The sequence below is a fragment of the Allocatelliglobosispora scoriae genome (assembly GCF_014204945.1).
Classification (GTDB): Bacteria; Actinomycetota; Actinomycetes; order Mycobacteriales; family Micromonosporaceae; genus Allocatelliglobosispora; species Allocatelliglobosispora scoriae.
In genome coordinates this window covers 521,956-534,075 of record NZ_JACHMN010000001.1, presented here as the reverse complement: position 1 = coordinate 534,075, position 12,120 = coordinate 521,956, and the positions used below count along the sequence as shown (strand labels likewise).

Genomic DNA, 12,120 nt, shown 5'->3' with positions numbered 1-12,120 from the left:
GGGGCCGGCGGCCTCCGTCAGGGCTCCTCGAGGTCAGCGGCTGCGGCCTGCGGCGCTCTCGGCCGCCGTCGTGCTGAGCTCGATCGAGACCGCGCGGGACGCTGGCCCGTCGTACTCGGTCAACGTGAACCGGCCGTGCTCGTCGAGCAGCTCCACCAGCACGTCCACGACGTCGTCGCCGCCGATGCGGAGCCGGAACACGGGGTCGAGCGCGCAGAGGAGCTCGAAGCCCTCCAGGTCGGCGCCGTCCACCAGCGTGCCTGTGGCGTCGCAGCCGTTCCCGGTCCACCGGGCGCCGACGCTCACCTCGACCGACGCGAGGCACGTCAGCGGGTTGGCCCACCAGTCCAGCCGGCACCGCCCCCCGAACTCGTCCACCGGGCGATCATGGCAGCCGGGCGCGTCGGCCACCAGGCCTTATCGTGGTGACCACCTCGACCGGAAGGGCACCACCCGTGGAGAACGCCGTGCCAGCCTGGTTCGCCGACCTGTGGTCGGCCGACCGGGCACGTCAGAACGCCGCCTACGAGTCCGCGATGACGGCGAGCCGGGACACCGCCGTGCCGTGGGCGTACGACGTCTGGGACGAGGTGGTCGGCCGACTCCGGGACCCCGACAACCACAGCCGGGCCATCGCCGCCCAGCTGCTCTGCAATCTCGCCGCGCACGACACCGCCGGCCGGGTCGTCGCCGACCTCGATGCGTTGATCGAGGTGACCCGGGACAAGCGGTTCGTCACGGCCCGGCACAGCCTGATGGCGCTGTGGCGGATCGGCCTCGCCGGTGACGGCCAGCGCCGGACCGTCGTGGCGGCCCTGGACCGGCGCTACCGGGGCAGCTTCGAGGAGAAGAACGGCACGCTGATCCGCAACGACATCGTCGAGAGCCTGCGCAAGCTGCACGATTCCGTCGCCGATCCGCAGATCGAGGCGGCCGCCCGCGCGCTCATCGAGGCGGAGCCGGACCAGAAATACCGCCGCAAGTACGCGGCCCACTGGAGGTAGGTCAGAGCCGCACGACGACGGTTCCCGTGACGAAGATGCCGCCCTCGCCGCTCTGGGTGGCGAAGTCGAGCTCGACGGTGGTCGGGGTGTCCCGGATCCGGTGCGCCTCCCGGAAGCCGTAGCGCAGGTAGCTGCGCCACGCGCCGCTGATCTCGGCGGCGATCTCCTCCGGGCTCGCCCCGCTCGCGGCGGCGCAGGTGACCAGGAGCAGCCGGGCGGGATCACCGGTGGCGGCGACCGTGCCCTTGCCGAGCGCCCGGCACTTGAAGACCAGGTAGTGGTCGAAGTCGATCATCATGCCGTCGAGGTTGTCGCCGTCGCTCGGGGTCCCCGAAGCCATCATCTCGCGCTTGTCCTGCTCGAACGAGTCAGTACTGACGGTCATGAGACGGTCGCGGTCAGGCAGATCATCCGCCGAGTATGCGGACAACCGGTTCGGTCGGGCAAGGCGAAAACCTCATCCGGGTACGCGGCACCGGCGCACCGCGTACCCGGACGGGGTCAGGGGCGGACCGGGAGCGCGGCCATCGCCGCCGGGTGGAAGCCTTTGGCGATCAGCCACACCGCGAGGCTCATCTCGTAGGCGAAGACCGGCAGCGCCCCGACGGCGCCCCAGACGGAGAGCTGGTCGTAGGCGCCGAACAGCACCGGCACCGCCGAGACGAAGATCAGCGTCCCGCCGACCATCCCCAGAATTGCGATGGTCCGCGGGACGAGCCGGGTGCGGTGGAGGAACACGCCCATCATCAGGGTGCTCGGCCCGAGGGCGAGGTTGGGTCCGAAGAGGAACGTCCAGTCGTGCACCGCGATCAGCAGCTTGCTGCCGGTCAGGTAGGACGCGGCGTCGGCGCCGGTGAAGTCCTTGTTCAGGGTCACGACCGCGAGCAGGCTCATGGCGCCGATCACGATGATCGTGGCCTCCATCAGGCGGAACGACGCGTAGCCGAGGGCGACGGCCTCGTTGCGGCGCCGGACGATCGGGAACATCAGGACCGCGATGCCGACCAGGGAGAACGCGGCGACGACCTCCAGGAGCGCGCCGGAGGCGATCTCGGCCTGGTGCGCGTCGCCGCCGGTGACGTAGTCCGCGTCGTTGAGGAGCGGTCCGTAGAGGATCAGGCCGATGATCGAGGTCACCGCCGCCAGGATGAAGAGCGACCCGACGACTACCGCTGTCTTTCTGTGCGTGCTCATGCCGATCACACTGCGGGCTGCGGACCCCGAAAACCTCCCCGTACGGTCGGAGCGGGCCTCCACCTCCGGGTGGAGGCCCGCTCCGACCGCCGGTCAGCCGAAGACGGCGAACCCGGGGTCCTGGACGATCGCCGTGAGCTGCTCGACGGTGAGCGGCACCGCCGCCGACACCGTGATCGCGGGACGGACGGTGTCCACGTTGCTCGCGGAGACCATGACGCGGGTGCGCCCGGTCCACAGCACGACCGTGCTGATCAGCGCCGTGGTCTGGGGGAACGGCAGCTGCTCGGTCCAGGTCGCCAGATGGCGCCCGCCGCCGAGGTCCTGGAGGCTGTGCTCCTCGCCGACCCCCCACGGCTGGTCGTCGGCGGGGTCGAAAGCCTTCGGCTGGCGGGTGACCTCCACCGAGATGAGACCGCCGGGTGTCCGGCCGCGCGACCCGACGGCCCAGTTCCCCTCGGCCTCGTCCAGGGACGCCTGGAACGCCGGGCCGCCGACGAAGTCGTGCGGGTAGAAGCGCATGCCGGGTGCCTGGGCCAGGACCGTCCGGACGGCCGTGCAGGCGACCTGGGCGAGCTGGTCCTCCGTCGGCGGCGGGAAGGCGCCCGGTGTCGCGGTCGCCCGCCAGGACGCCATGGCGTCGGGTTTCCCGGCAAGCGGGTCGGTGGTGACGTCACCGGGGAGGTTCCGGTCGACGGGGACGTCGTTGAGGCAGGACGCCTGGGCGGTGAGGGCCTGCGGCACCGGGACCGGTCCCGGCAGGTAGGCGAAGGCCGCGGCCGCCGCGACGGCGGCGGCGCCGGCGGGCGCCGAGGGCGAGCAGCCGGTCGGCGGTGAGGGTCATCGGCGGCTCGTCGGCCGTCACGTAGGCGTTCAGGTCGTGGCTGGTCATACCGGCTCCTCCGATAGTGCCGCAGGGCTCAGGGCCGTGCGCAGCTTGGCCAGCCCGTGGGCGGTCTGGCTCTTGACGGTGCCTTCGGCGATGCCGAGGATCTCGGCCGCGTCGGCGGTGGACACGTCCTCCAGGTGCCGCAGCACCACCAGGGCGCGCTGCCGCGGCGGCAGGTCCGCGAGCGCCCGGCGCAGGTCGAGTCGGCGGGCGAGGTCCGTCCCGTCGGCGGTCAGCAGGTCGGGCGGGTCGGCGAGCACGGTCTCGTGCCGCCGGTCGCGTTTGTGGGACAGGAACGCGTTGACCAGCGTCCGGCGGGTGTACGCGTCGATCGTGGTGGTGTCGACGCGTTTGCAGTGCCGGTAGAGCTGGAGGAAGGTGTGCTGGACGAGGTCCTCGGCGAGGTGCCAGTCACCGCACAGGGCGTAGCCGAGTCGCCGTAATCGGGGTGCTCGCGCGGTGAAGTAGTCGGAGTAGTCGGCGGTCCATGTCATGCGCCATCTACTCCAGGGGCCGGGCGGAGGTTGCATGTGCGGACCGCCGGATATCTGCGGCCTCCACCCTAGGGCGGAGGCCGCAGAGCCGCCGGGTGGGGCCGGTGCCCGGCGAAGGCGCCTACGCTGAGCTGATGACGACACCGCTTGCGCCGCTGCGGCCCTGGTCCCGGACCTGGCGCTACCTTGTCGCGGTGGCGGTCGGCGCGGTCGCCTGGATCGGCTACGCCGCCGCGCTCGGCGCCGGCTCGCCGGACGCCGCGCAGCGTGACCGGATCGTGGCGGCGCTCGCGCTCGACCTGGCCGTCGGTGCCGCCGCGATCACCCTGCTTTCGCTGCGGCGCCGGGCACCGCTCGCCGTGGCGTGCCTGACGACCGCGGCCGCCGCGTTCTCGGTCGCCGGCCTCGGCGCCATGGTCGTCGCCGTCGTGTCGATGGCGACCTGGCGGCGCCGCTGGTGGGCGGCGGCGGTCGGCGGGACCGCGGTCGCGGGCGGCATCGTCTCCGCCGGGTTCTACCGGCCGCTGTTCTCGCCCGCCGGGCACAGCGCGGGTCAGGTCGCCGCCAACGCCGTCGTGATCGGACTGATCACCGCCATCGCCGTGGCGAGCGGTTTCTACATCGGCGAGCGCCGGGAGCTGCTCGCCTCGCTGCGGCAGCGGGCGATCGCCGCCGAGCGGGAGCAGATCCTGTCCGCGCAGGCGGTGCGGGCCGCGGAGCGTACCCGGATCGCTCGGGAGATGCACGACGACCTCGCGCACCGGATCTCCCTGGTGGCCCTGCACGCCGGGGCCCTGGTCTTCCGGGAGGACCTGAGCCGGGCCGAGACGGCCGCGACCGCGCAGACGATCCAGGCGAACGCGCAGCTCGCGCTGACCGAGCTGCGGCAGGTGCTCGGGGTGCTCCGCGACGGCGACCCGGGGCTCGTCGCGCAGCGGTCCCAGCCGACGCTCGCGGAGCTGCCGGCGCTGATCGCCGACGCGCGGGAGGCCGGTTCGGTGATCCGGTTCGACGCGTCGGGGCTGCCGGGCGCGGTGCCGGAGGCGCTGTCGCGGACCTCGTTCCGGGTGGTGCAGGAGGCGCTGACCAACGCGCGCAAGCACGCACCCGGAGAACCCGTGGGGGTACGCCTCACCGGCGCCCGCGGCGACCGTCTGGGCATCGAGGTACGCAACCCCGTGGGCGCGCCCGCCGCTGTGCCGCTGCCCTCGGCCGGGGTGGGTCTGGCGGGGCTGGGCGAGCGCGCGGCGCTGGCCGGCGGCACACTGGACTTCGGCGAGGAGAGCGGCGACTTCGTCGTCCGGGCGAGCCTGCCGTGGCCGGCGTGACCGCGGTCCGGGTCGTCATCGTCGACGACGACCCGCTGGTCCGGGCCGGTCTGCGGATGATCCTCGCGGGGGCGCCCGAGCTCGTGGTCGCCGGTGAGGCGGCCGACGGGCAGCAGGCGCTGACCGTGGTCGCGCGGGAGCTGCCCGACGTGGTGCTGATGGACATCCGGATGCCGAGGATGGACGGGCTCGCCGCCACCCGGCGGCTGCGCGAGCAGGGCAGCACCGCCAGGATCATCATCCTGACCACGTTCGACGCCGACGAGATGGTGCTGACGGCGCTGCGGCACGGCGCGGCCGGGTTCCTGCTGAAGGACACCGCGCCCGGCGACCTGGTCCGTGCCGTGCACCGCGTGGCACAGGGCGAGCCGATGCTGTCGGCGAGCGTCACGACCCGGCTGATCGCCGCGGTCACCGCGTCGGCCGACGACGGGCGGCGGGAGCGGGCCCGGGCGCTGCTGGCCCGGCTCACCGACCGGGAGCGCGAGGTCGCGATCGCGGTCAGCGAGGGGCTGACGAACACCGAGATCGCGCAGTCGCTCTACCTGGGTGTCGCGACGGTGAAGACCCATGTGGGCAGCGTCTTCGCGAAGCTCGAGGTCACCAACCGGGTCCAGGTCGCCCGCTGCGTGCACGACGCGGGGGTGTAGGGCCTCGTCCGGAGAGCGCTCCCTGGCGGGGCTCCGGCAGCGGATTCGCGGCTCGGCGCCGCCGCCGCCGATGGTCTGATTCGCGGAGAATGCGATCCTTGGCGAGCGCGCTTGCATCGAGTTTGACCTATTGACACCGATCGGCGATGCGCTCACTATGCAGGGATAGAGAGCGCTCTCCGCCAGGATCTCCACCTCGCGTCCCACGAGGAGGACCCCATGGCCGGTGGAACCCCGGCCGCGACCCGTCCCCGCAGAACCGGAGGATCCGTCATGTCCACTAGTGCCCTCACGGGCAGAAATCGACCACGTACCCTGGTCGTAGGTGTCGCCGTCACCGCGCTGATCGGCGCGCTGCTCACCAGCCAGGCGCTGAGCGCCTCCGCCGCCGAGACCCCGCTGTCGCAGGGGCGCCCGGCGACGGCGTCATCGACCGAGAACGGCGGCACCCCCGCGTCCGCCGCGGTCGACGGCAACCTTGGCACGCGGTGGGCCAGCGCGTTCAGCGACCCGCAGTGGCTGCAGGTCGACCTCGGCGCCACGGCCGCCATCAACCGCGTGGTCATCACGTGGGAGACCGCCTACGCGCCCGACTTCACCATCCAGACGTCCGCCAACGGCACCGCACCCTGGACGACGATCAACACCACCGTCAACGGCACCGGCGGCGTCCAGACGCTCAACGTCACCGGCTCCGGCCGCTACGTGCGGCTCAACACCACCCGCCGCGCCACGCAGTACGGCGCGTCGGTGTGGGAGTTCCAGGTCTTCGGCACCGGCGGCGCCCAGCCCAGCCCCAGCCCGTCCAACGGCGCCGGCTGGATCAAGATGGACCAGACCGCGTGGGCCGCCCAGCTCGCCGAGTTCAACGCGATGGTGATGAACCCGGCGCCCCCCAACGCCGTGCGGGTCTCGGAGTTCAACGCCTCGTGCGTCTACAGCCACTCCTTCAAGGACGACCCGATCGTCTTCCCGGGGCTGCCGGGTGCGTCGCACATGCACAGCTTCTTCGGCAACCGCAGCACCAACGCCAACACCACCACCGCGTCGCTGCGCGCCAACACCGCGGCGAGCTGCGGACCGGTGGGCGACCCGTCGGCGTACTGGATCCCCACGCTCTACCAGAACGGCGTGGCGATCGAGCCGCGCGGCGTCACCGTCTACTACAGCTCGCGCCTGCCCGACCCGACCAAGACGGTCCCGTTCCCGCAGGGCTTCCGGATGATCGCCGGCGACGCCAAGCGGCAGGTCCCGACACCGGCCGGTGCGCCCGGCCAGTTCTGGTGCGCCGGTATCGGCGGCGAGATCGGCCGCAGCGCCGACGGCAACTGGCCGGTCTGCGCCCAGACCGCCAACCTCACCTACCAGCTGGTGTTCCAGGACTGCTGGGACGGCATCCACCTGGACAGCCCCGACCACAAGTCGCACGTCTCCTACAACACCGTCAACGGCAAGTGCGCCGGCGACTACCCGGTCGCCATCCCGAACGTCTCCTTCGTCATCGACTACCCCACCCACGGAAGCGCGGCCGGCTACACGCTCTCCTCGGGCATGGCCTCGTCGATCCACGGCGACTCGTTCCTCGCCTGGGACAACGCGGCCATGGGCCACCGGGTGAAGGACTGCATCGTCCAGAAGGCCAAGTGCAACACCGCCGGTACGTTCTGACCGGCTGACCGCGCCGGGGTCCTGGCCGCCCGCCAGGGCCCCGGCGCGTGCCGTCGCGGGCGTAGAGTCGCCGCCGTGCGTACTCCTCCCTTGCCGGGGCCGGCCGCCCCGCTGAGCCCGGACCGGATGGCGGCCCGCGCCGTCGGCGACCGCCCGGCCGAGGTGGCCTCGCCGATCGTCATCGGCCCCTACGACCCGGCGTGGCCCGCCCGCTACGCCGCCGAGCAGGCCCGCATCCGGGACGCCGTCGGGGACCGGGCGCTCGCGATCGAGCACGTCGGGTCCACGGCGGTGCCGGGGCTGGCGGCGAAGGACCGGCTCGACATCGACCTCATCGTCGCCGACCCGGCCGACGAGGACTCCTATGTGCCCGCGCTCGCCGCCGCCGGCTACGCGCTGCGCACCCGCGAACCCGACTGGTACGAGCACCGCTGCCTGTGGAACGCCGGCCACACGGTGAACCTGCACGTCTTCGGCCCGGACTGCGACGAGCACCTGCGGCACCTCGTCTTCCGCGACCGACTGCGCGAGCACCCCGAGGAGCGGGAGCGCTACGAGGCGGCGAAGCTGCGCAGCGCGGCCGAGAACCCGCTGTCGATGGCGGCCTACAGCGCGGGCAAGGCACCGGTCATCATCGAGATCCTGCGCCGGGCCGGTCTGCGACCGTCGGAAACCCGCTGACAGCTCGACCCCTCCTTCCCGGCTCGGCGGTGCGTGTAAGGGGGCGGAGGTGGTCATGTCCGATGCCGAGTCGTTCCACGAGTACGTCAGGGCCCGCACGGCGGCGCTGGGCCGGGTGGCGTTCCTGCTGACCGGCGACGCGTACCTCGCCGAGGACCTGGTGCAGCTCACGCTGATCCGGGTCGCCGCCCGCTGGGAGAAGATCACCGCGGCCGGAGACCCGGACCCCTACGTGCGCCGGGTCCTCTACACCCAGCACGTCTCGTGGTGGCGGCGGATGCGCCGCGAGGCACCGGTGGCGCAGGCCCTGCCGGAGCGGGTGGTCCCCGACTTCACCGGCGATGTCGCGACCGGGCTCGCGGTCCACGACGCCCTCGCCCGGCTCGCCCCGCGCCAGCGCGCGGTGCTGGTGCTGCGCTACTTCGAGGACCTGACCGAGGCCGAGACGGCATCCGCGCTGGGTGTGTCGCTCGGCACGGTGAAGAGCCAGGCCAAGGACGCGCTGGCGCGGTTGCGGACGATCGCCCCCGACCTGTCCGAACGGCGATTGACGGAGGCGACGCGATGAGCGACACCCTGAGGACGGCCCTGCGCCGCACCGGCGACGCGGCACCGGTGCCCCGGGTCGCCGACGACACCTGGACCCGCGGGCGCCGCCGCCGCACCCTGGGCCGGGCCGGGCAGGCGGCGGCCGTGCTCCTGGCGGTGGCGGTCCTGGCGGTCGTCCCGAGCCTGCTCGACAGCGGCAGCAGGCCGCACCAGGCGGGCGACACGGACCGGCCGGGGTCGCTGGGGACGGCCTACCCGTGGCAGGCGCGCCACCACGAGCGCCCCAACGGGCCGGCCGCAGCGGTCTTCAGCGTGCGCGACGGTTCCGGGGAGACCAGCGCCGTCGTCGGCAGGGACGGTTCCTACCGGCTGCTGGACACGCCGCCGGGCCATTCGATCGGGATCGTGTCGCCCGACGGCCGCCTCCTGGCCGGTCCGGGCCGGGTGGTCGACCTGACCGACGGGACCCCCCACGAGATCAGGAGCGGCGGCATCCCGATGGCGTGGTCGCCCGACGGCCGCAAGCTCCTGCTCGCCCTCTTCCGGTCCCGGGACCCGGACGCCGACCCCTTCCTCACCGACCAGTTCACGCTCTACGACATCGAGACCCGGAAGGAGGCCGTCCTGCTCAACGGCGACTCCCGGACCAACACGGTCGTCGCGTTCTCCCCGGACGGCACGCGGATCGCGATCTCCGTCGCGCAGGACTCCCTGGCCCCCCGGGTGGTCGTCCTCGACACGGCCACCACCGCGACGATCGGGACGATCCCGCTCGCCGCGCACCAGCGGCTCGCCGGCACGGCGGCGTGGACCCCGGACGGGAGGTCCGTCGCCCTGGTCGCCGACGAGAAATGCGCCTCGGGACCGTGCATCACCAGGCAGGAGACCTACGACGGGTGGCACCTGCAGTTCGCCGACCCGGTCACCGGGGCCGTCGCCGACGAGAAGGCCACCGGGCGGTCCGGCCGAGCGCAGGGGATCGCCGGGTGGCGCGGTCCGGTGCCCGTCGTCGTCGACGGCAACCCGCTCGACGTCGACCCGTTCAACCCCTCGCTGGTCCTGGCGCTGCCCGACGGCACGCAGCAGACCCTGCTGACCACTCCCGACGGCACCCGGCAGCTCACCGTCCCCCGCGACCTGATCGAGAACGGCACGTTCGCCGACTACCGGGCCAGTCCGTGGGACGCGCAGCCCTGGTTCTACCGATCGCTGGGCGCCGGGGTCCTCATCGCCGCGGCGCTCACGGCCCTCGGCCTGTGGCTCCGGCGCCGCCGGTCGGCGGCGGGGCGGTGACCCTGTGGCGGGGTGTCCGGACGGGGGTGCCCCGCCACCACCGCCCGTCAGCCACCACCCCGCGGGATGTCGGGCTCCACGGTCGCTTTCGCGCCGACGGCGTTGAGGCGGTCGGCGAGCAGCTCGGCGTGCTCCCGGGAAACCCCGCGGGCCACGACCGACGGCACCGTCTTGACGAGCTGCCACGCGTCGTCGCGGCTGATCCCCAGCGACTCGCCGAGGACGGCGAGCACCTCGAACCGGCCGTGCGCGGCGACGACCACGCGCTGGTCGCCGGGCTGGTCGCCGACCGGAATCGGCGGGTGTGCCGGTGCCTTCGGCGCGGCCGGGACGGCGGCGCGGACGATGGGCGGCACCGCGAGGACGAGGGCGATCAGCAGCGCGGGCCACCACAGGGCGGGTCTGTCCAGCAGCCGCACCGCGACCACCAACACGGCCGCCAGCCCGACGCGCGTCGGCGCCACCCACCTTCTCCGCATGCCTCATCCTCCTGCGGACCTGCCCGGGCGCAGGCCTATTCGCCCAGGTGGTCCGCCGTCGCCGACCGCAGCGCCGTCACGCACGCGGCGACCGCCGGATGCGCCGCCGCACCCCGCCGATAGGTGACCCTGGTCCGCCGCCGGGTCGCCAGCGGCACCAGGACCACCCCGGCGGGCGGCTGCGCCGTGGCGAGCTGCGGCACGAGCGAGACGCCCAGTCCTGCCGCGACCAGCGCCAGGACCGCAGCGAAGTCGTCCGCGTGGTGGCGCACCCGCGGTGTGAACCCGGCGGTGCGGCACACCTGCAGCGTCACGGCGTGGCAGGCGGTCCCGGGGCTCCCCGCGATCCAGGCCCGGTCCCGGGTCGCGCCCACCGGGTCGCCGCCGGCTTCCGCAAACCCTTCGGCGGGTACGGCGAGGAAGACCGTCTCTTCGAGCAGCGGCACCGCGTCGAGCGCCTGATCGGGCTCGACCGGCATGATGTCGTAATCGTGGACCAGGGCGACGTCGAGCCGCCGTTCGCGCAGCGCTTCCGGCACGGCGACCGGGTCGAGCTCGGTCACCATCAGCTCCAGCCCCGGATGGTCGCGGCCCAGCGTGACCAGCGCCCCGGGCAGCAGGGTCCGCACGGCGGAGGGGAACGCGCCGATGCGCAGCGGACCGCTGAGCTCGCCGCCGGCGGTCGCCATCGCGGCGCGGGCGCCCTCCAGGGCCGCGAGGACCTGCTCGCCGTGGCGGACGAGCAGGTGCCCGGCGGGGGTGAGCACGACGCGGCGGCCGGTGCGTTCCAGCAGCCGCACACCGGCCTCGCGTTCCAGGGCCGCCAACTGCTGGGAGACGGCGGACGGCGTGTAGGTGTGCGACTTGGCCACGGCGGCGATGGTGCCGAGCTGGGCCAGGTCGCACAGCAGGCGCAGCCGCCGCACGTCGAGCATCAGTTCAGCTTACGGGTTGGCGTACCAATCGGAACTGGACCTTGACCTTGGGGGTGGGGTTGGCTGTGCGCATGACGCTGACCGGGCTCTTCGTGCCCCTGATCACCCCGTTCGACGAGGCGGGCGCCGTGGCGCTCGGCGCGCTGTCGGACCTCGCCCACCGGATGCTCGACGGCGGCGCGGCCGGGCTGGTCGCGCTCGGCACCACCGCCGAACCGTCCTCGCTCAGCCCCGCCGAGCAGCGCGACGTGGCCGCCGCCGTCGCCCGGGTCTGCCGGGAGCGCGGCGCGCCGCTCATCGTCGGAGCCGCGACGGTGCCCGCGCTGGAGTCGCTGCGGGACCTGCCGGGGGCGGTGGCGGCGCTGTGCGTGGTGCCGCCGTTCCTGCGGCCGGGCGAGGCCGGGGTGCTGGCCCACTTCCGGCAGCTCGCCGCCGCGAGCCCGGTCCCGATCGTGGTCTACCACGTCCCCTACCGGACCGGGCAGCCGCTCACGGCCGACGCGCTGCGGAGGCTCGCCGCCCTGCCCGGCGTGGCCGGGGTGAAGTTCGCCGCCGGCGGGATCGACGAGGAGACGATCGGGCTCATGTGCGACGTGCCGCCCGGGTTCGCGGTGCTCGGCGGCGACGACGTGTTCGTGTCGCCGCTGCTCGCGCTCGGCGCCCACGGCGCGATCCTCGCCTCCGCGCACGTCGCCACGGGGGAGTTCGCGGAGCTCATCGAGGCGTGGCACACCGGTGACGCGGTCCGGGCGCGAGCGCTCGGGCACCGCCTGGCACCGCTGTCGCGGGCGCTGTTCGCCGAGCCCAACCCGACGGTGGTCAAGGCGGTCCTGCACGAACGCGGTGCCATCCCCACCGCTGCGGTACGCCTGCCGCTCCTGACGGCCGGGACCGACTCCACCGATGCGGCGCTGCGCCTTTCCGACTCCCTGCGGGGCGACTGAGGGACCTAAGAT

The 12,120-nt window shown here is 73.6% G+C and carries 15 protein-coding genes; 8 read left to right on the top strand and 7 right to left on the bottom strand.

Annotation, left to right across the window (positions count from 1 at the left end; all coding sequences use genetic code 11):
- Positions 1 to 33 precede the first annotated feature (33 nt).
- Complete coding sequence (locus tag F4553_RS02430; protein WP_184831486.1) at positions 34 to 378, bottom strand: hypothetical protein; 345 nt, start codon at positions 376 to 378, stop codon at positions 34 to 36.
- Positions 379 to 467: 89 nt separating this feature from the next.
- On the opposite strand from F4553_RS02430, the gene F4553_RS02425 reads away from it, so the two are divergent.
- Positions 468 to 1,004, top strand: a complete 537-nt coding sequence (locus F4553_RS02425; protein WP_184831484.1) for a hypothetical protein — start codon at positions 468 to 470, stop codon at positions 1,002 to 1,004.
- A 1-nt stretch (position 1,005) separates the two neighbouring features.
- On the opposite strand, the gene F4553_RS02420 is transcribed toward F4553_RS02425, so the two are convergent.
- The 4 genes from F4553_RS02420 to F4553_RS02405 all read right to left on the bottom strand — a co-directional run bounded on the left by F4553_RS02420 (position 1,006) and on the right by F4553_RS02405 (position 3,581).
- On the bottom strand, positions 1,006 to 1,389 hold the full coding sequence (locus tag F4553_RS02420) for a hypothetical protein (RefSeq protein ID WP_184831482.1): 384 nt from the start codon (positions 1,387 to 1,389) through the stop codon (positions 1,006 to 1,008).
- A 116-nt stretch (positions 1,390 to 1,505) separates the two neighbouring features.
- Positions 1,506 to 2,198 carry a DUF4386 domain-containing protein gene (locus F4553_RS02415; protein WP_184831480.1) on the bottom strand — a complete coding sequence of 231 codons (693 nt, stop codon included), beginning with the start codon at positions 2,196 to 2,198 and terminating at the stop codon, positions 1,506 to 1,508.
- Between the two features lie 93 nt (positions 2,199 to 2,291).
- Positions 2,292 to 2,942, bottom strand: a complete 651-nt coding sequence (locus F4553_RS02410) for a hypothetical protein (RefSeq protein WP_184831478.1) — start codon at positions 2,940 to 2,942, stop codon at positions 2,292 to 2,294.
- A 144-nt stretch (positions 2,943 to 3,086) separates the two neighbouring features.
- Positions 3,087 to 3,581 (bottom strand): SigE family RNA polymerase sigma factor, encoded by a 495-nt coding sequence (locus F4553_RS02405; RefSeq protein WP_184831476.1) that lies wholly within the window; start codon positions 3,579 to 3,581, stop codon positions 3,087 to 3,089.
- A gap of 134 nt (positions 3,582 to 3,715) precedes the next feature.
- On the opposite strand from F4553_RS02405, the gene F4553_RS02400 reads away from it, so the two are divergent.
- The 6 genes from F4553_RS02400 (at position 3,716) to F4553_RS02375 (ending at position 9,750) form a co-directional block, all read left to right on the top strand.
- Positions 3,716 to 4,909, top strand: a complete 1,194-nt coding sequence (locus F4553_RS02400) for a sensor histidine kinase (protein ID WP_184831474.1) — start codon at positions 3,716 to 3,718, stop codon at positions 4,907 to 4,909.
- Positions 4,897 to 5,559: a response regulator gene (locus F4553_RS02395; protein ID WP_312875063.1), complete on the top strand. Its 663-nt coding sequence runs from the start codon at positions 4,897 to 4,899 to the stop codon at positions 5,557 to 5,559. The genes F4553_RS02400 and F4553_RS02395 overlap by 13 nt, the downstream gene beginning before the upstream one ends.
- 273 nt (positions 5,560 to 5,832) lie before the next feature.
- Complete coding sequence (locus F4553_RS02390; protein ID WP_184831472.1) at positions 5,833 to 7,227, top strand: DUF1996 domain-containing protein; 1,395 nt, start codon at positions 5,833 to 5,835, stop codon at positions 7,225 to 7,227.
- Positions 7,228 to 7,302: 75 nt separating this feature from the next.
- Complete coding sequence (locus F4553_RS02385; protein ID WP_221469659.1) at positions 7,303 to 7,908, top strand: GrpB family protein; 606 nt, start codon at positions 7,303 to 7,305, stop codon at positions 7,906 to 7,908.
- Positions 7,909 to 7,963: 55 nt separating this feature from the next.
- Positions 7,964 to 8,476, top strand: coding sequence for a SigE family RNA polymerase sigma factor (locus F4553_RS02380; RefSeq protein ID WP_184831470.1), 513 nt, complete (start codon positions 7,964 to 7,966; stop codon positions 8,474 to 8,476).
- Positions 8,473 to 9,750 carry a WD40 repeat domain-containing protein gene (locus F4553_RS02375; RefSeq protein ID WP_184831468.1) on the top strand — a complete coding sequence of 426 codons (1,278 nt, stop codon included), beginning with the start codon at positions 8,473 to 8,475 and terminating at the stop codon, positions 9,748 to 9,750. Before F4553_RS02380 ends, F4553_RS02375 begins: the two co-directional genes overlap by 4 nt.
- A gap of 47 nt (positions 9,751 to 9,797) precedes the next feature.
- On the opposite strand, the gene F4553_RS02370 is transcribed toward F4553_RS02375, so the two are convergent.
- Together F4553_RS02370 and F4553_RS02365 are read right to left on the bottom strand one after the other, a co-directional pair.
- The gene (locus F4553_RS02370) at positions 9,798 to 10,229 is read right to left on the bottom strand and encodes a hypothetical protein (RefSeq protein ID WP_184831466.1); all 432 of its coding nucleotides are present in this window, start codon (positions 10,227 to 10,229) and stop codon (positions 9,798 to 9,800) included.
- Between the two features lie 35 nt (positions 10,230 to 10,264).
- A complete protein-coding gene (locus F4553_RS02365) occupies positions 10,265 to 11,164 on the bottom strand; it encodes a LysR family transcriptional regulator (RefSeq protein WP_184831464.1) in 900 nt (299 codons plus the stop codon).
- 71 nt (positions 11,165 to 11,235) lie between these two features.
- On the opposite strand from F4553_RS02365, the gene F4553_RS02360 reads away from it, so the two are divergent.
- Positions 11,236 to 12,108, top strand: a complete 873-nt coding sequence (locus F4553_RS02360; protein WP_184831462.1) for a dihydrodipicolinate synthase family protein — start codon at positions 11,236 to 11,238, stop codon at positions 12,106 to 12,108.
- Positions 12,109 to 12,120: the final 12 nt, after the last annotated feature.